This window comes from Pseudomonas monteilii NBRC 103158 = DSM 14164 (assembly GCF_000730605.1).
In the GTDB taxonomy this organism is placed as follows: Bacteria; Pseudomonadota; Gammaproteobacteria; order Pseudomonadales; family Pseudomonadaceae; genus Aquipseudomonas; species Aquipseudomonas monteilii.
In genome coordinates, this window is record NZ_BBIS01000011.1 from 1 (window position 1) to 18,588 (window position 18,588).

13 protein-coding genes are annotated in these 18,588 nt (G+C 62.3%); 6 read left to right on the forward strand and 7 right to left on the reverse strand.

Annotated features, from left to right (window positions below; genetic code table 11):
* Positions 1-253 precede the first annotated feature (253 nt).
* Entirely contained in the window at positions 254-1,951 is a 1,698-nt protein-coding gene (gene fadD1 / locus PM2_RS06985; protein WP_028700269.1) for a long-chain-fatty-acid--CoA ligase FadD1, read from the forward strand.
* A gap of 65 nt (positions 1,952-2,016) precedes the next feature.
* Here fadD1 and PM2_RS06990 read toward each other — a convergent pair whose 3' ends face one another.
* Both PM2_RS06990 and PM2_RS06995 read right to left on the reverse strand, forming a co-directional pair.
* Positions 2,017-3,324 carry an NAD(P)/FAD-dependent oxidoreductase gene (locus PM2_RS06990; RefSeq protein ID WP_016711905.1) on the reverse strand — a complete coding sequence of 436 codons (1,308 nt, stop codon included), beginning with the start codon at positions 3,322-3,324 and terminating at the stop codon, positions 2,017-2,019.
* 24 nt (positions 3,325-3,348) lie between these two features.
* The gene (locus PM2_RS06995; RefSeq protein WP_028700270.1) at positions 3,349-4,713 is read right to left on the reverse strand and encodes a glutamine synthetase family protein; all 1,365 of its coding nucleotides are present in this window, start codon (positions 4,711-4,713) and stop codon (positions 3,349-3,351) included.
* A 495-nt stretch (positions 4,714-5,208) separates the two neighbouring features.
* Between PM2_RS06995 and hrpA the strand changes: the two genes are divergently transcribed.
* Entirely contained in the window at positions 5,209-9,114 is a 3,906-nt protein-coding gene (hrpA, locus tag PM2_RS07005) for an ATP-dependent RNA helicase HrpA (RefSeq protein WP_028700271.1), read from the forward strand.
* 174 nt (positions 9,115-9,288) lie between these two features.
* Positions 9,289-10,410 carry a beta-ketoacyl-ACP synthase III gene (locus PM2_RS07010; RefSeq protein ID WP_019099150.1) on the forward strand — a complete coding sequence of 374 codons (1,122 nt, stop codon included), beginning with the start codon at positions 9,289-9,291 and terminating at the stop codon, positions 10,408-10,410.
* A 137-nt stretch (positions 10,411-10,547) separates the two neighbouring features.
* On the opposite strand, the gene PM2_RS07015 is transcribed toward PM2_RS07010, so the two are convergent.
* Positions 10,548-11,792, reverse strand: a complete 1,245-nt coding sequence (locus PM2_RS07015; RefSeq protein WP_016711900.1) for a putative porin — start codon at positions 11,790-11,792, stop codon at positions 10,548-10,550.
* Positions 11,793-12,054: 262 nt separating this feature from the next.
* Between PM2_RS07015 and PM2_RS07020 the strand changes: the two genes are divergently transcribed.
* Positions 12,055-13,182 (forward strand): GNAT family N-acetyltransferase, encoded by a 1,128-nt coding sequence (locus PM2_RS07020; protein WP_026020483.1) that lies wholly within the window; start codon positions 12,055-12,057, stop codon positions 13,180-13,182.
* 63 nt (positions 13,183-13,245) lie between these two features.
* Here the strand turns inward: PM2_RS07020 and PM2_RS07025 are convergent, their stop codons facing one another.
* From PM2_RS07025 to PM2_RS07040, 4 genes are all read right to left on the reverse strand, one after another.
* Positions 13,246-15,078, reverse strand: coding sequence for an ABC transporter ATP-binding protein (locus PM2_RS07025; RefSeq protein WP_016711898.1), 1,833 nt, complete (start codon positions 15,076-15,078; stop codon positions 13,246-13,248).
* A 63-nt stretch (positions 15,079-15,141) separates the two neighbouring features.
* On the reverse strand, positions 15,142-15,699 hold the full coding sequence (locus PM2_RS07030) for a peptidylprolyl isomerase A (protein WP_012273622.1): 558 nt from the start codon (positions 15,697-15,699) through the stop codon (positions 15,142-15,144).
* The gene (locus tag PM2_RS07035) at positions 15,693-16,505 is read right to left on the reverse strand and encodes an alpha/beta fold hydrolase (protein WP_016711897.1); all 813 of its coding nucleotides are present in this window, start codon (positions 16,503-16,505) and stop codon (positions 15,693-15,695) included. Before PM2_RS07035 ends, PM2_RS07030 begins: the two co-directional genes overlap by 7 nt.
* A gap of 13 nt (positions 16,506-16,518) precedes the next feature.
* Positions 16,519-17,442 carry a LysR family transcriptional regulator gene (locus PM2_RS07040; RefSeq protein WP_016711896.1) on the reverse strand — a complete coding sequence of 308 codons (924 nt, stop codon included), beginning with the start codon at positions 17,440-17,442 and terminating at the stop codon, positions 16,519-16,521.
* Positions 17,443-17,490: 48 nt separating this feature from the next.
* Between PM2_RS07040 and PM2_RS07045 the strand changes: the two genes are divergently transcribed.
* Positions 17,491-17,805, forward strand: a complete 315-nt coding sequence (locus PM2_RS07045; protein ID WP_025753884.1) for a hypothetical protein — start codon at positions 17,491-17,493, stop codon at positions 17,803-17,805.
* Between the two features lie 109 nt (positions 17,806-17,914).
* A complete protein-coding gene (locus PM2_RS07050; RefSeq protein ID WP_016711895.1) occupies positions 17,915-18,514 on the forward strand; it encodes an FMN-dependent NADH-azoreductase in 600 nt (199 codons plus the stop codon).
* Positions 18,515-18,588 lie beyond the last annotated feature (74 nt).

Genomic DNA, 18,588 nt, shown 5'->3' on the forward strand with positions numbered 1-18,588 from the left:
GATCTGCGAAACCTTACAAAACTCAAGCCATCCGCGACATTTTGGTTAAAAACTCTAAAAATGACTTGTATTGTTCATTGAGTCATTTTTGTGACTGCAAGGCCTATTTTGGCCTCTAGGCGACCCCAGGCAAAGCTGTTACTCTCGGCCCGCTTTCAGACGATCCGGTTTGCAACGAACCGCCGTCTCATATCAATAATAAGCGCATCGACGCGCCAATCGAACTTCGCTGTTGCTGAAGGAGTGGGCTTCCATGATCGAACATTTTTGGAAGGATAAGTACCCAGCCGGGATTACGGCGGAAATCAATCCTGACGAATTCCCCAATATCCAGGCAGTACTCAAGCAATCCTGCCAACGCTTTGCCGACAAACCGGCCTTTAGCAACCTGGGCAAGACTATCACTTATGGCGAGTTGTATGCGCTGTCGGGGGCGTTTGCGGCCTGGCTGCAGCAGCATACCGACCTCAAGCCGGGTGACCGCATTGCCGTGCAACTGCCCAATGTCCTGCAATACCCGGTCGCGGTATTCGGTGCCATGCGTGCCGGGCTGATCGTGGTCAACACCAACCCGCTGTACACCGTGCGGGAGATGGAACACCAGTTCAACGACTCCGGCGCCAAGGCCCTGGTGTGTCTGGCCAACATGGCCCACCTGGCTGAAAAGGTGGTGCCCAAGACCCAGGTCAAGCACGTTATCGTCACCGAAGTGGCCGACCTGCTGCCGCCGCTCAAGCGCTTGCTGATCAACAGCGTGATCAAGTACGTGAAGAAGATGGTACCGGCCTACAACCTGCCGCGTGCCATACGCTTCAACGACGCGTTGGCATTGGGCAAGGGCCAGCCGGTAACCGAGGCCAACCCGCAGGCCAACGACGTGGCGGTGCTGCAGTACACCGGCGGCACCACGGGCGTGGCGAAGGGGGCAATGCTCACCCACCGCAACCTGGTGGCCAACATGCTGCAGTGCCGGGCGCTGATGGGCTCCAACCTGCACGAAGGCTGCGAAATCCTTATCACGCCGCTGCCGCTGTACCACATCTATGCCTTTACCTTCCATTGCATGGCGATGATGCTGATCGGCAACCACAACGTGCTGATCAGCAACCCGCGTGACCTGCCGGCCATGGTCAAGGAACTGGGCAAGTGGAAGTTCAGCGGCTTTGTCGGCCTCAACACCTTGTTCGTTGCCCTGTGCAACAACGAGGCGTTCCGCGCCCTGGACTTTTCGGCGCTGAAAATCACCCTGTCTGGCGGCATGGCTTTGCAACTGAGCGTGGCCGAACGCTGGAAGGCCGTTACCGGCTGCGCCATCTGCGAAGGTTACGGCATGACCGAAACCAGCCCGGTGGCGGCAGTGAACCCGGCAGAGGCCAACCAGGTGGGTACCATCGGTATTCCGGTGCCTTCGACCCTGTGCAAGATCATCGACGACGCCGGCAACGAGCTGCCGTTGGGCGAAGTGGGCGAGCTGTGCGTCAAGGGCCCGCAGGTGATGAAGGGCTACTGGCAGCGCGAAGACGCCACCGCCGAAATTCTGGACAGCGAAGGCTGGCTGAAGACCGGTGACATCGCCCTGATCCAGGCGGACGGCTACATGCGCATCGTCGACCGCAAGAAGGACATGATCCTGGTCTCGGGCTTCAACGTGTACCCCAACGAGTTGGAAGATGTGCTGGCGGCCTTGCCGGGTGTGTTGCAGTGCGCGGCCATTGGTGTGCCGGACGAGAAGTCGGGTGAGGTGATCAAGGTGTTCATCGTGGTCAAGCCGGGCATGACCCTGACCAAGGAGCAGGTGATGGAGCACATGCGTGCCAACGTTACCGGCTACAAGGTACCGCGCCAGATCGAATTCCGTGATTCGTTGCCAACTACCAACGTGGGCAAGATCCTGCGTCGCGAGTTGCGTGATGAAGAGATGAAGAAGCAGGGCCTGAAGAAGATCGCCTGACCTTCTGAATCTATGCTGGCCTTACTGGCCTCTTCGCGGGTTTACCCGCGAAGAGGCCAGTGAAATCAGCGCAGCTTTTCAAGCATCTGGTAGTACCACATCCCCGCCGCCAGCAGCGGGTTCCCCAGCAAGTCCCCCATCGGCACCCGCACATGCTTGCATTGCGCGAAGGTGTCGAACTTCTCCAGCGTCCCGGTCAATGCCTCGGCCATGATCTCGCCCATGATGTGGCTGGTGGCAATGCCATGCCCCGAGTAACCCTGGCAATACCATACGTTGTCCGACAGCTTGCCCAACTGCGGAATGCGGTTGACCACGATGCCCATGGCACAGCTCCATTGGAACTCGATCGGCACGCCCTTGAGCGCCGGGAAGGTGCGTTCGATGCACGGGCGCAGCTCGCCTTCGATGTCGCGTGAGTCCTTGCCCGAGTAATTGGCGCCGCCACCAAACAGCAGGCGTTTGTCGGCGGTCAGGCGGTAGTAGTCGAGCACGAAGCGACAGTCGTATACCGCGAGGTCCTGCGGGTTGATCTGCTCGGCCAGCTCACCCAGCGGCGCGGTGGTGACGATGCCGCCCATGGCCGGGAAGATCTTGCCCTTGAGCTGGCGCTTTTCCAGCTTGTGATACACATCGCCGGCCAGCATTACCTGGCGCGCTTCGACCCGGCCATGGGCAGTGACCACTGCCGGGCGCGGGCCGTGAACGATGTCCAGCACCTCGGAGTTCTCGAAGATCAGTGCACCCAGGCTGTGGGCCGCACGGGCTTCACCCAGGCACAGGTTGAGCGGGTGCAGGTGCAGGTTGCGCAGGTTTTTCAGTGCGCCCAGGTACAGCGGGCTTTGCAGGTGCTCGGCCACTGCCGCACGGTCCAGCAATTGCACCTGCTCGCCCATGCCACGGCGGTGGGCCTCGGCCTCGAAGGCACGCAGTTCGTCCATGTGCGAAGGTTTCATTGCCGCATGCAGGTGGCCGCGCTTGAGGTCGCAGTCGATGCCATAGCGCGCCACGCGCTGCTCAATCACCTGATGACCACGCCAGCGCAAGTGCCAGATGAAGTCGTCGACTTCGGCACCCAGGTGGTTGCGCATCTGCGAGCGCATGGCCTCATCACCCGATAGGCTGCCGGTGACCTGGCCGCCATTGCGCCCGCTGGCGCCCCAGCCGATGCGGTTGGTTTCGACGATGGCCACTTTCAGGCCACGCTCGGCCAGCTCCACCGCAGTGGCCACGCCGGTAAAGCCGCCGCCGATGATGGCCACATCCACCTGCACCGTGCCCTTGAGTTGCGGGTACTCGGTGTGGTCGTTGAGGGAGGCGGTGTAATAGGACGGCGCACGCTGCGCCGGGCCTTTGTTCAATGCTGCGTTCATGGGTGTTCCTTGTTAGGTAGGGGCTCAGGCCTGGTGCAGGTACCAACGCCAGTCCTGCTCGCTGACTTCGGCCATGAACTGGCGGTACTCGGCACGCTTTACCTTCAGGTACACGCCAAGGAAGTCGTCGCCCAAGGCTTCGCGAGCCCAATGGGAATGCTGCAGGGCATCGAGGGCGGTCAGCCAGTCGGTGGGCAAGTGCTCGGTGGCCTGGGCATAGCCGTTGCCTTCCACCGGTGCGCCTGGGTCCAGCTGTTCGCGGATGCCGCGATGGCTGGCGGCGAGGATCGCTGCGGCAGCCAGGTAAGGGTTGGCGTCGGCGCCGCAAATGCGATGCTCTACATGCCGGCTGTTGGCCGGGCCGCCGGGCACGCGCAGGCTCACGGTGCGGTTGTCCACGCCCCAGGTCGGGGCCAGCGGCGCATAGCTGTTGGCCTGGAAGCGACGGAACGAGTTGGCATTGGGGCAAAACAGCAGCAGCGAGTCGCGCAGGTGGCGCAGCATGCCCGCCACGGCCTGGCGCAGCAGCGGGGTGCCGGCCTTGTCTTCGCTGGCGAACAGGTTGTTGCCCGCGCTGTCGGCCAGGCTCAGGTGCATGTGCATGCCGGTGCCGGCCAGGTTGGCAAACGGCTTGGCCATGAAGCAGGCCTGCATGCCGTGGGCATGGGCCACGCCCTTTACCAGGCGCTTGTAACGCACGGCCTGATCCATTGCCTGCAGGGCGTCGCCGTGTTCGAGGGTGATTTCCACCTGGCCGGGGGCGTACTCGGAAATCGCAGTGCGCGCCGGAATGCCCTGCGCCTTGCAGGCGGCGTACAGGTCGGCGAGGAAGGGTTCGATCTGTTCCAGCTCGCGCAGGCCATAGACCTGGGTGGTGCGTGGGCGGCCACCGTCATTGTCCAGCGCCGGTTGCGGGCGGCCCTGTGCATCGCGTTGCTGGTCGAGCAGGTAGAACTCCAGCTCGCAGGCCATTACGGGGTGGTAGCCGTCGGCTTTCAGGGCGTCGATGGTGCGCAGCAGCACGTGGCGCGGGTCGGCGATGCTGGCTGGTAGGCCTTCGCTCGGATGCATGCTGACCTGCACGGCGGCGGTCGGCACCCGGCGCCAGGGCAGGCGCACCAGGCTGCCTTCGAGTGGGTAGGCGCGGCAGTCGATGTCGCCCACGTCCCACACCAGGCCCGAATTTTCCACGTCGTCACCGTTCAGGGTCAGGCCAAGGATGGTGCTGGGCAGCGGCCGGCCGGTCTGGTACACGGCCAGCAGTTCATCACGGTGCAGCAGCTTGCCGCGTGGTACGCCGTTGGCGTCGAGGATGAACAGCTCGAACAACTCGATATCGGGGTTGTCGGCCAGGAAACGGGTAGCCTGCTCTACAGGTGCAAAGTGCATGATGTATTCGCTCACAAGCGCACAGGATGTTCGCGCAAAACGCGCGGTCCAGTTGAGTCAAACGGCCAGACGATGGCCGGGTTTGGTCACAAAGGCGTGAGCGAGCAGTCCGGTGGGCGTGCGTGGCGGCAGTGCCACAAGGCCCAGAAGGCGAGGATGATGTGCACCAGCGGATTTTCCCCGGCACGGCTCCGTGCCTTCGGTAACGAAGGGCGGGACGACGGTGGGGCGATGGGCTGGACGGGAGTCATGCTTTTGATACTCACATGCGGCGTAAGGTTGATTAAAGCAGTGAATGGCAACCTTTACATATACCCTTGCTAAACTTTCAGCCGCTATACGATCCCTGTAGGAGCGGCCTTGTGCCGCGAAGGGCTGCGGCACAAGGCTGCTCTCCTACCATGACAGCAAAGTAGGCCCAAATCTGCGACAATCGCGCATCCTTCGAATGCCGATCATGAAAAAGCAGGGCCACCTGCATCATTAAAAAGCCCCATGACTGACCACGCCATCGACAAACTGCTGCAAAACCTCGACCACGCCATGATTGCAGACCGCCATCGTCTGCGCCGGCAACTGCACGAACTGCGCAAGCGCCCCGACGAGGCGAAGCTTTCGCAGTGGGTGGAAAAGGTCCAGGCCTCCTGCGCCCAGGTCACTGCACGTCAGCAAAGCGTGCCGACCGTGCGCTACGACGACAACCTGCCGATCGCCGCCAAGCGTGACGAAATCAAAAAGGCCCTGGCCGAAAACCAGGTGCTGGTGATCGCCGGTGAAACCGGTTCGGGCAAGACCACCCAGCTGCCGAAGATTTGCCTGGAACTGGGCCGTGGCAGCCATGGCCTGATCGCCCACACCCAGCCACGCCGGATCGCCGCGCGCAGCGTGGCGGCGCGGGTTGCCGAAGAACTGGGCACGCCGCTGGGCGGGCTGGTCGGCTACCAGGTACGTTTCGAAGACCAAAGCGATGCCAATACCCTGGTCAAACTGATGACCGATGGCATCCTGCTGGCCGAAACCCAGCACGACCGCTTTCTTGAGCGCTACGACACGATCATCGTCGACGAAGCCCACGAACGCAGCCTGAACATCGACTTCCTGCTTGGCTACCTGAAGACACTGCTGCATCGCCGGCCGGACCTGAAACTGATCATCACGTCGGCCACCATCGACCTGGAACGCTTTTCCAAACACTTCGATGGCGCGCCGATCATCGAGGTGTCCGGGCGCACTTTCCCGGTGGAAACCTGGTACCGCCCGCTCACCAGCGAGCAGGATGAAGAAGGCAACCAGATCGAGGACGACCTCACCGTCGACCAGGCCATCCTCGCCACTCTGGATGAGCTGGCGCACCACGAACGCAGCGAAGGCAAAGGCCCGGGCGATGTGCTGATCTTCCTGCCCGGCGAGCGGGAAATCCGCGATGCCGCTGAAATCCTGCGCAAGGCGCAGTTGCGTCACACCGAGATCCTGCCGCTGTATGCACGCCTGTCGCCGGCCGAGCAACAGCGCATCTTCCAGCCGCACACCGGGCGCCGCGTGGTGCTGGCCACCAACGTGGCCGAAACCTCGCTCACCGTGCCGGGCATCCGCTACGTGATCGACACCGGCACCGCACGCATCAGCCGCTACAGCTACCGCGCCAAAGTGCAGCGCCTGCCCATCGAAGCGGTGTCCCAAGCCAGCGCCAACCAGCGTAAAGGCCGTTGCGGCCGGGTCGAGCCGGGCATTTGCGTACGTCTGTACAGCGAAGAGGACTTCAACAGCCGGCCGGCGTTTACCGACCCGGAGATTCTGCGCACCAACCTGGCGGCAGTGATCCTGCAGATGTTGCACCTGCGCCTGGGCGCGATCGATGCGTTCCCGTTCATCGAGCCGCCGGATGGCAAGGCCATCAGCGATGGTTTCAACCTGCTGCAGGAACTGTCGGCGGTCAACCGCGAAAACCAGTTGACGCCGATTGGCCGCCATCTGGCCCGCCTGCCCATCGACCCACGACTGGGCCGCATGCTACTCGAAGGCGCCCGACTGGGCAGCCTGCAGGAAGTGCTGATCGTTACCAGCGCACTGTCGGTGCAGGACCCACGCGAGCGCCCGCCAGAGCGTCAGCAGGCGGCTGATCAGGCCCATGCGCAATGGAAGGACGTGGACTCCGACTTCGCCGCGCTGGTCAACCTGTGGCGCGGTTTTGAAGAGCAGCGCCAGGCGCTGACGGCCAACCCGCTGCGCAACTGGTGCCGCAAGCATTTCCTGAACTACTTGCGCCTGCGCGAGTGGCGCGATGCCCACCGCCAGCTGGCGCTGATCTGCCGTGACCTGCAGTTGACGGTGAACAAAGAACCGTCCGACTACCAGAAGATGCACAAGGCCATCCTCAGTGGCCTGCTCAGCCAGATCGGCCAGAAGACCGAAGAGGGCGACTACCAGGGGGCGCGTCAACGGCGCTTCTGGGTGCACCCGTCTTCGGGCCTGGGGCGCAAGCGACCGCAGTGGGTCATGGCCGCCGAACTGGTCGAGACCACCAAGCTGTATGCGCGCATGGTCGCCAAGATCGAGCCGGACTGGATCGAGCCGCTGGCTGGCCACCTGGTCAAGAAAAACCACTTCGAACCGCACTGGGAGAAGAAGCGCGGTCAGGTGGTGGCCTATGAGCAGATCACCCTGTACGGCCTTATTCTGGTCGGCCGCCGCCCTGTGCACTTTGGCCCGATCGACCCGGTCACTTCGCGTGAGCTGTTCATACGCGAGGGCCTGGTGGGTGGCGAAATACAGTCGCGGGCCAAGTGCCTGGCGGCCAACAAACGCCTGCTCGAAGAACTCGACGAGCTGGAGGCCAAGGCCCGCCGGCGCGACATTCTGGCTGACGAAGAAACGCTGTACGCCTTCTACGAAGCGCGCCTGCCGGCGGAAATCCACCAGACCGCGACCTTCGACAGCTGGTACCGCATGGGCAGCCAGAAGGATGCCAACCTGCTGATCATGCGTGAGGAAGACGTGCTGGCCCGTGAGGCTAGCGAAGTCACTGCCGCGCAGTACCCTGACAGCATGCAGGTCGGCGAGCTGCGCCTGCCGCTGAGCTATCACTTCGAACCCGGCCACCCGCGTGACGGCGTGACCGTGCGGGTGCCGGCACCGTTGCTGCCAAGCCTGCCCGGCGAGCGCCTGGAATGGCTGGTGCCAGGCTTGCTGGAGGCCAAGTGCGTGGCGCTGATACGCAACCTGCCCAAGGCCTTGCGCAAGAACTTCGCGCCGGTGCCGGACTTCGTCAAGGCTTCGCTGGCGCGTATGACCTTCGGTCAGGGCGCACTGCCGCAGGCCTTGGGCCAGGAGCTGCTGCGCATGACCGGTGCGCGGGTGTCCGACGAAGCCTGGGACGAGTCGGTCCAGCTGGTCGAAGGCCACCTGCGCATGAACATCGAAGTGGTCGACGGCCAGGGCAAGTTCCTTGGCGAAGGCCGCGACCTGGCCGAGCTGACCGCGCGCTTTGCTGCCGCCAGCCAGGCTGCCTTGGCGGTGCCGCGCACTGAAAAGAGCGAGCAGCCGGTGCAGGCGAAGGCTTTCAGCGAAGTGAAGCAGACCGCCCAACAGAAGATTGCCGGCCTGTCGATGACCGTGTACCCGGCGTTGGTGGAAGAGGGCGGTAGCGTGCGCGAAGGGCGCTTCTCGACCCAGGCCGAAGCCGAGTTCCAGCACCGCCGTGCCCTGCAGCGCCTGTTGTTGCAGCAATTGGCCGAGCCGGCCAAGTACCTGCGCGGCAAGCTGCCGGGCCTGACCGAGCTTGGCCTGCTGTACCGTGAAATGGGCAGGGTCGAGGCACTGGTCGAGGACATCCTGCTGGCCAGCCTGGACAGCTGTATCCTTGAAGGTGAACAGCCGTTGCCGCGTGATGGTGCGGCCTTGGCCGGGCTGGCTGAGCGCAAGCGCGGCAGCTGGGCCGAGCATGCCGAGCGGTTGGCGCGCCAGACGCTGGAGGTGCTGAAACTGTGGCATGGGCTGCAGAAGCGCTTCAAGGGCAAGATCGACCTGAGCCAGGCGGTGGCGCTGAACGACATCAAGCAACAGCTGGGCAACCTTGTGTACCCGGGCTTTGTGCGTGAAACGCCCGGGGTTTGGTTCAAGGAGCTGCCGCGTTACCTCAAGGCGGTGGAATTGCGCCTGGAGAAGCTGGGTTCGCAGGTGCAGAAGGACCGGGTATGGAGCGGTGAGCTGGCCAACTTGTGGGCACAGTACAAGGCGCGTGCCGACAAGCATGCCCAGGAAGGCAAGCGCGATGAGCAACTGACGTTGTACCGCTGGTGGCTGGAGGAATACCGGGTGTCGCTGTTTGCCCAGCAGTTGGGCACCAAGGTGCCGATTTCCGACAAAAGATTGAGCAAACAGTGGAGCCAGGTGGAAGGCTAACCTGCCCAATTTGTGGCAAACTTCAGGGAGTTTGGGGCCGCGTTGCGGCCCTTCGCGGGTGAGCCCGCTCCCACAGGGGTAACGTACGCTCCTGATTTGGTACTAAAGTGCCACTAAATTGTCATATTCCCAGCCAGCGCCCCGTGGCGATGGCCTTTGACCAGAGGAACGACCGTGCATAACGTCGTGATCAGCGGCACCGGCCTGTACACCCCGGCCCAGAGCATTTCCAACGAAGAACTGGTGGCTTCCTTCAACGCCTGGTCGCAGCAGTTCAACCAGGACAACGCCGCTGCCATCGAGCGCGGCGAAGTTGAAGCAGCGCCGCTGTCCGATGCGGCCTTTATCGAAAAGGCCTCGGGCATCAAGAGCCGCTTCGTGATGGACAAGGCCGGCATCCTCGACCCGCAGCGCATGAAACCACGCCTGCCCGAGCGTTCCAATGACGAGCCCTCGGTGCTCTGCGAAATGGCCGTGGCCGCTGCCCGCCAGGCCCTGGAGCGTGCCGGCCGCACGGCTGCCGATGTCGATGGCGTGATCGTCGCCTGCTCCAACCTGCAGCGCCCGTACCCGGCCATCGCCATCGAAGTGCAACAGGCGCTGGGCATCCAGGGCTTTGCCTTCGACATGAACGTGGCCTGCTCGTCGGCCACCTTCGGCATCCAGACCGCTGCCAACAGCGTGGCCCTGGGCCAGGCGCGCGCGGTGCTGATGGTCAACCCCGAGGTGTGCACCGGGCACCTGAACTTCCGTGACCGCGACAGCCATTTCATTTTCGGTGATGCCGCCACTGCGGTGTTGCTCGAGCGTGCCGACAAGGCCACCTCGGCGCACCAGTTCGACATCGTCAGCACCAAGCTGTGGACCGAGTTCTCCAACAACATCCGCAACAACTTCGGCTTCCTCAACCGGGCAGCGGAAGAGGGCGAAGGCGCCGCAGACAAGCTGTTCATCCAGGAAGGCCGCAAGGTGTTCCGTGAGGTGTGCCCGAAGGTGGCCGAGCTGATCGGTGAGCACCTGCAGGAAAATGGCCTGCAACCGAGCGATGTGAAGCGTTTCTGGCTGCACCAGGCCAACCTCAGCATGAACCACCTGATCGTCAAGAAGTTGCTGGGGCGTGAGGTGGCCGAGGAAGATGCACCGGTGATTCTGGACCGCTATGCCAATACCAGTTCGGCGGGGTCGGTGATTGCCTTCCACCTCTATCAGGATGACCTGGCCAAGGGTTCGTTGGGCGTATTGAGCTCGTTTGGTGCGGGGTATTCGATTGGTAGCGTGATTCTGCGCAAGCGCTGATCCTTAGTCAGCCTGTACCGGCCTCTTCGCGGGCTCGCCCGCGAAGAGGCCGGTGCATTTTTCCAGGCAAAAAAAAGCGGGAAACGCCGGATGGGGTCGGCATTTCCCGCTTCAGGTGAAGCAGAAGAGGGTGTCGCTTAGAACTTGGCTTCCAGGTCCACCTGCAGCGTGTCTACATCCGCATCGCTGTTCGGCAGGTTGGAGTAGTCGGTCTTGGCCATCATGTAGGCCGCGCCCAGGGCGAAGTTCTTGTCAATTTCGTAGCCCACTTTGAACTTGTGGCCACGGGAACCGGTAAAGCCGTTACCGAAGTCGGAGTCGGTGAACAGGCTCACTACACCGTTACGCTGCACGTCGCGGTAGTTGTAGTCCAGGCTCCAGGCACCGATCTTGCTCTTCAAACCAGCCAGCCAGGCCTTGTCCTTGCCATCGGTGCTTTCGGTGTTCTTGACGAACTGGCCGTAAGCCGACAGTGGAATGGCGAAACCGGTGAAATCGACCTGACCGAAGCCTTCAACCAGGTTGAACTCGTCGGTGGTGTTGCCCAGCGAGCGCAGAGCAGCCGAGGCCTTGTCGTTGTCGTAGCCGTATACGCTGCCGCCAACGGTAACCTTGACGGTGTCAGCCGCGTTGAACTTGGTACCCAGCTGGGCCGCGTACAGCTGCGCGTCGTGCTTGAACTGCACGCCGTCGCCGTCGACGTTGTCCTTCAGGTTGTAGTGGCCGATGCTGCCGAACACTTCGGCCGGGCCGAGGTTGGTCTTGTAGGTAGCTGCCACGCCTTCCGGGTTGATGTCGCTGTCCCAGATGATGTCGCCCATGCTCACCCATGGCTGCATCATCTTGCCGCCAATCAGGTGCAGGTTGGGCACGGCAGTCGGGTGCCAGTCGAGGTAGGCCAGGTCGACCCACAGCGATTTCTTCTCGAAGTAGTTGTCCAGGCTCTGGTTGGTCGAACGGGCATCGGCGCTGCTGCCGGTGGCCACACGCACGCCAGCGTCAACCTGCGGGTTGATCTCGCTGTAGAAGCCGACACGGGCACGTACACGCTCACGGTCCTGGTTGCCGCTGCGGGAGATCGGGTTGTCGACGTTGACGTCTTCGTAACGCAGGCGCACATCACCCTTGATCTGGGTCTTGGCGGCCCATGCCACTTTCTGTTCGAAGTTGCTCATCCGTTCAGACTGAGCTTTCTGGTCGGCCCTTTCCTTGGTTTCTTTTGCCAGGTCGCCCTGCAGTTCGTTGTACTGCGCCTGATTGATCGAGCCGTTGGCGCGGAGCATTTCGAGCAGCTTGGCGTCGACAGCAGCACTGGCCGGGGCGCTCAGAGCCAGCATCATGCCGGTGAGGCTCACTCCGGTAAGTGTAGAAACAAGACGCATAAGGTTCTCCCTACTGAAAAAAATGGGGGAGGCTCAAGCGCCTGCCCCTGCGTTGGCATGTCTTCGGAAAGGGCCTGACTAGACAGGTTCTGAGGTTCCGGAAAACAGGCGCAAGTATTGCGGGGGCCAATGACAGATTAATGTCTAATTAGTGGCACTGAGGTTAAGTAATTGAGAATAAAAGGATCAGCCCGGCGTTCGTCATTTGAGTGCCGGGCCTTCCTTGGGGATACTGAAGGCCTTCTCACAGCGAGCCGAAACCGTGACCAGCCTGTACAGCCTTGCCAACTTGCATGATCTTCCGGCGGCCACCTGGGATGCCCTGGTGCCAGCGGGTCAGCCGTTCCTGCGCCATGCCTTTCTCAGTGCAATGGAAGACAGTGGCAGCGTCCAGCGAAACACTGGCTGGGCTGCCGAGCACTTGGTCCTGGAGCGTGAGGGGCAGGTGCGGGCGCTGATGCCGGCGTACCGCAAGTGGCACTCCTATGGCGAGTATGTGTTCGACCATGGCTGGGCCGATGCCTGTGAGCGGGCCGGCATTGCCTACTATCCCAAGCTGTTGGGAGCCGTGCCGTTCAGCCCTGTGAGCGGCCCACGCCTTTTTGCGGCCGATCCGGCTGACGGTTTGATGATGTTGCAGGCCCTGCCTGAGTATTTGGCCAAGGGTGGGCTATCCGGAGCGCACATCAATTTCACCGACTCGGCGCTGGACGAACAACTGGCAGCCCAGCCGGGCTGGATGGAGCGCTTGGGTTGCCAGTTCCATTGGCAAAATCGGGGGTATCGAGATTTCCAGGACTTTCTCGACAGCCTGAGTTCGCGCAAGCGCAAGCAGATGCGCAAGGAGCGTGAGCAGGTGGCGGGGCAGGGCATTGATTTTCGCTGGTACCGAGGCGATGAACTGGATGAAGCCCAGTGGGATTTCGTCTTCCTCTGTTACGCCAACACCTATGCCGTACGCCGCCGGGCGCCTTATCTGACTCGCGCGTTTTTCAGCCTGCTGGCCGAACGCATGCCCGAGGCTGTGCGGGTGGTAATGGCGCGGCAGGGGGGGCGCGATGTGGCGATGGCGCTGAGCCTGGTGGGGGGCGACAGCCTGTTTGGCCGTTACTGGGGCTGCCTGGATGAGTTCGACCGGCTGCATTTCGAAACGTGTTTCTATCAGGGGATGGACTTTGCCATTGCCGAGGGCTACCAGCGTTTCGATGCCGGGGCGCAGGGGGAGCACAAGCTGATACGCGGGTTCGAGCCGGTGTTGACGCGGTCGTGGCATTACCTGCTGCACCCCGGGTTGCGGCGGGCGGTGGAGGATTTTCTGGTGCAGGAGCGGGAAGGGGTGAGGGGGTATGCCGAGGAGGCGAGGGGGATGTTGCCTTATCGTCGGGACTGATCCATTTGTATTGCCTGTGCTGGTCTCTTCGCGGGTTCACCCGCGAAGAGACCAGCACAGGTTTCAGTCCACCCCGACAAACCCCCCGGTCTGGTGATGCCACAATCGGGCATACAACCCCTGCTGTTCCAGCAGCTCACTGTGGCTGCCACTCTCGACAATCCGTCCCTTGTCCAGCACCACCAGCCGGTCCATCCGCGCAATGGTGGACAACCGGTGGGCGATCGCGATCACCGTCTTGCCCTGCATCAGCGTTTCCAGGCTTTCCTGAATGGCTGCTTCCACCTCCGAGTCCAGCGCCGAAGTGGCTTCGTCCATGATCAGGATCGGCGCATTCTTCAATAGAACCCGAGCAATGGCGATGCGCTGGCGCTGGCCACCCGACAGTTTCACCCCACGTTCACCCACATGGGCATCGAAGCCGGTGCGCCCCTGTGCGTCTGACAGCTGCGGGATAAACTCGTCGGCGCGGGCGCGGCGCACGGCGTCGAGCAACTCCGCCTCACTGGCGCCGGGGCGGCCATACAGCAGGTTGTCGCGGATCGAGCGGTGCAGCAGCGACGTGTCCTGGGTGATCATGCCGATTTGTGCGCGCAGGCTGGCCTGGCTCACCTCGGCAATGTCCTGGCCATCGATAAGGATACGCCCGCCCTGCACGTCGTACAGCCGCAGCAGCAGGTTGACCAGGGTCGACTTGCCCGCGCCGGACGGGCCGATCAAACCGATTTTTTCGCCTGGGCGGATGTTCAGGTCGAGCCCTTCGATCACGTTGGCAGCCTTGCCGTAGTGGAAGTCCACGTCATCGAACCGCACCGCGCCACGGCTCACCTTCAGCGCCGGCGCATTGGGCTGGTCGGTGACGGTGACCGGCTGGGCAATGGTCTGCAGGCCGTCCTGGACCATGCCGATGTTCTCGAAAATGCCGTTGACCACCCACATGATCCAGCCCGACATGTTGACGATGCGGATCACCAGACCGGTGGCCAGGGCAATGGCGCCGACGGTAATCAGCGACTGGCTCCACAGCCACAGCGCCAGGCCCGTGGTGGTGACCACCAGCAGGCCGTTGAGGCTGGTGATGACCACGTCCATGCTGGTGACCACGCGCGCTGCCAGTTGGGTTTTTTCTGTCTGTTCGCTGATCGCTTCGCGCGCGTACTGCTGCTCGTAGTCGGTGTGGGCGAACAGCTTCAGGGTGGCGATGTTGGTGTAGCCATCGACGATACGCCCCATGAGCTTGGAACGGGCGTCGGAAGAGATCACTGAACGCTCCTTCACCCTTGGCACGAAGTAGAAGAGCGCGGCGATGTAGCCGACGATCCATACCAGCAGCGGCAGCATCAGGCGCCAGTCGGCCTCGGCGAACAGCACCAGCGAGGTAATGGCGTAGATCAGCACATGCCATAGCGCGTCCACCGCCTGCACGGCGGAGTCGCGCAGCGAGTTGCCGGTCTGCATGATGCGCTGGGCGATGCGCCCGGCAAAGTCGCTCTGGAAGAAGTTCAGGCTCTGCTTGAGCACGTAGGTGTGGTTTTGCCAGCGGATCAGGCTGGTCATGCCGGGGTTGATGGTCTGGTGCACCAGCAGGTCATGCAGGCCGAAGAACACCGGCCGCAACAGCAGGATCACCACCAGCATCCAGATCAGCTCGCCACTGTGTTCGCTGAAGAAGTTGGCATTGGGCGTGCCCTGGGCAAGGTCGATGATGCGGCTGAGGTAGCTGAACATGGCCACCTCGATCAGCGAGGCGAACAGGCCGACCACCAGCAGGGCAAGAAAACTGGGCCATACCTGGCGCAGGTAATACAGGTAGAACGGCCACACGGTGGTCGGCGGCGATTCACTGGGTGCTTCGCGGAAAATATCGATCAGTTGTTCGAAACGGCGGTACAGCATGGGTAACGACACTCCTGTTCCATCCTGCCCTCAGGCGGTTTCACGTCCCTGTGAAGCCTGCGGTCAGTCGATGCGTTTGGCCGACTTGATGTAGACCGGATCGGCCGGTACATCACGCATGCCTTTCTTGATGGTGGTCGGCGAGTTGACGATCTGGTCGACCACCTCCATGCCTTTGGTCACCTTGCCGAACACGGCATAGCCACGGTCACGCCCCGGGTTGAGGAAGTCGTTGTCGGCCACATTGATGAAGAACTGGCTGGTGGCCGAGTTCGGGTCCGAGGTGCGCGCCATCGACAGGGTGCCGCGGGTGTTCAGCAGGCCGTTGCTGGCTTCGTTCTTGATTGGGTCGTTGGTGTTTTTTTGCACCATCTGGTCAGTGAAACCACCGCCCTGGACCATGAACCCCGGGATCACACGGTGGAAAATGGTGTTGTTGTAGAAGCCGCTGTCAACGTACTGCAGGAAATTCTTGGTACTGACCGGCGCCTTCTCGGCGTTCAGCTCGATTTCGACCTGGCCGAAGCTGGTGTCCAGCAGAACGTGCGGGGTCTTGTCGGAGGCCATGACGCTGGTAGCGAAGGCGACCGAGCAGGCGGTGAGCAGGAGTTTTTTCAGCATGGGCTCAAAGATCCTTGAGAGGTGGAAGCGGCTGCGAGGAACTGCAGCAGGGTCTGGTTGAAGACCTCGGGTTGATCGAGGGGCGTAGCGTGCCGGGAATCGTCGACGACGACCAGCCTGGCGTTGGGCATCAGCGCGACATAGCGCTCTTTCAGTTGTATCGGGGTGTAATCGTGGTCGGCGGCAATGATCAGGGTAGGACAGTGGACCTGCCCGATGCGTTCCTGCACGCCCCAGTCGACGATGGCGTCGAAGCTCTTGAGGTAGGCGCGCTTGTCGTTACGCGCCCAGCGTTGGGCCATCTTCTGTCGCAGTTCGGCTTGATGAGGTTTGGGGAACAGGCGTTCAGCCAGGCCCTTGCCGACGGTTTCGACACTGAGCAGCCGCGCCAGGCCCCAGCGCTTTAGCCACCATATCCAGTCACTGCGGGTGCGGCGCTTGACCTCGGGGGCGCTGTTGACAATGCACAGGCTGCGCAGCCATTGCGGGTGGTCGACGGCAAACTGGAAGCCGACCATGCCGCCCATGGACAGGCCGACGAAGTGCACGGGGCCGGTGTGCAGGTGTTCGAGCAGGGCGAGCAGGTCGGCACTGAAGGTCGCGATCTGGTAGCCGTCGCGGGGTTTGTCGGAGCGGCCGTGGCCGCGAATGTCCATGAGGATCACCCGGTAGTGGCGGCTGAGCGCCGGCACCTGCAGCTCCCAGTCCTGGCAACTGGAGCCCAGACCGTGCAGCAGTACCAGTGGTTCGCCCTGGCCATATTCCTCGTAATGCAGTGTGCATCCTTCGTGTTCGAAATAGGCCATGGGCGCGGTCCTCTCAAGCTTGTGGGGGGGCTGCGAAGGGCACGTCCAGTGGCGCGGTGTCGAAGTTGCGCAGCAGGTCGATGAGAATCTGCGTGGCCGGGCCCAGGGTCTTCTCTTTGCTCGAATAAAGGTAGAACAGTGGATGGCGGCTGCCACCCTGATCCAGCGGCAACGGCTTGAGCACGCCTTCGCGCAGCTCACGCTCGATCATGTGCCGGGGCAGCCAGGCAAAGCCCAAGCCGCTGCTGACGAAGGTAGCGGCGGTGCCCAGGCTGCCGACGGTCCAGCGCTGCTCTGCACCCAGCCAGCCGACATCGCGCGGCTGAGCGCGGCCGGAGTCGCGGATTACCACCTGCAACTGGCTTTCCAGGTCCTGGAAGGTCAGCTCGCGGCCCAGGCGGTGCAGGCTGTGCTCAGGGTGGGCGACGGCGACGAACTCCACTGCACTCAGTTCGGCGCCCAGGTAGCCACCGATGCTGTAGCTGCTGATGGCCAGGTCGGCGATGCCTTCATGCATGACTTCTTCCACGCCAGACAGCACTTCTTCACGCAGGCGCACCCGGCAGCCACGGCTTTGCGGCATGAACGCGGCCAGGGCACGTACCAGGCGGGCGCTGGGGTAGGCGGCATCGACCACCAGGCGTACTTCGGCTTCCCAGCCTTGTTCCATGTGGTGGGCGAGGTCCTCGAGCTGGCTGGCCTGCTTCACCAGGTGGCGCGAGCGGCGTAGTAGCACGTTGCCAGCGTCGGTAAGCACCGCCTTGCGGCCGTCGATACGCAGCAGTGGCACGCCCAGTTGCTCTTGCATGCGGGCCACGGTGTAGCTGACCGAGGACTGCGAGCGATGCAGTGCCTCGGCGGCCTGGGCAAACCCGCCGTGATCGACCACTGCTTGCAGGGTTCGCCACTGGTCAAGGGTTACGCGCGGCGCTTTCATCTTTCGCTCCTGTTGTCCTAAGCTGCCCTCTTTCAAGGAGAGCGGCCCATGAAGAAATGTTGTGCGGCAATACTGATGTGCCTGCCCCTCGGGGCCATGGCCTATCCCATCGATGTGGAGAAGGAACTGACCGGGGTAAAGCTTGACTACACCGCCTATGACACGGCCTACGACATTGGCGCCATTACCCTCAACAACTATGGGCAGGTACCGGCGGCCTGCAAGGTGACCTTCCGCAATGGCCCTGAAGCACCCAGAGTTCGCCGGGTGAATGTACCGGCCGGTAAAAGCGTCGATGTCACCGCCAAGTTCAACCGGCAGATCATCAAACTGCGTATCGCCTTGAGCTGTAGCGCGGAATGAACTGATTAATCGATTGATTGAACCCACTTTTTACGCTTTTTTATCGATAGGTCAAGCCTTAATCTCACCTCCATCGAATCTCAACCCTTTTTGCCGATGGAGGCACCCCATGTCCCGCGTACTGATCATCGAAAGCAGCGCCCGCCAGCAGGATTCCGTTTCCCGTCAGCTGACCCGTGATTTCATCCAGCAATGGCAGGCCGCTCACCCGGCCGATCAGATCACGGTGCGCGACCTGGCGGTGAACCCGGTGCCGCACCTGGATGCCAACCTGCTGGGTGGCTGGATGAAGCCCGAAGAGCAGCGCAGTGCCGCCGAACTGGAGGCCCTGGCCCGTTCCAACGAATTGACCGATGAAGTGCTGGCGGCTGATGTGCTGGTAATGGCCGCGCCGATGTACAACTTCACCATCCCCAGCACCCTCAAGGCCTGGCTGGATCATGTACTGCGCGCCGGCATCACCTTCAAGTACACCCCGACCGGCCCGCAGGGCCTGCTGACCGGCAAGCGCGTCATCGTACTGACTGCCCGTGGCGGCATTCACGCCGGTGCCAGCAGCGACCACCAGGAACCGTACCTGCGTCAGGTGATGGCCTTCATCGGTATTCACGATGTCGATTTCATCCATGCCGAAGGCCTGAACATGAGCGGCGAGTTCCATGAGAAGGGCGTCAACCAGGCCAAGGCCAAACTGGCGGCCGTGGCCTGAGGTTCAACGAATTCCCAACCCTGACACCTGTTTGTTGCTCCTTTGGGTGTACCTGCCCGGCCAATGGCCGGGCT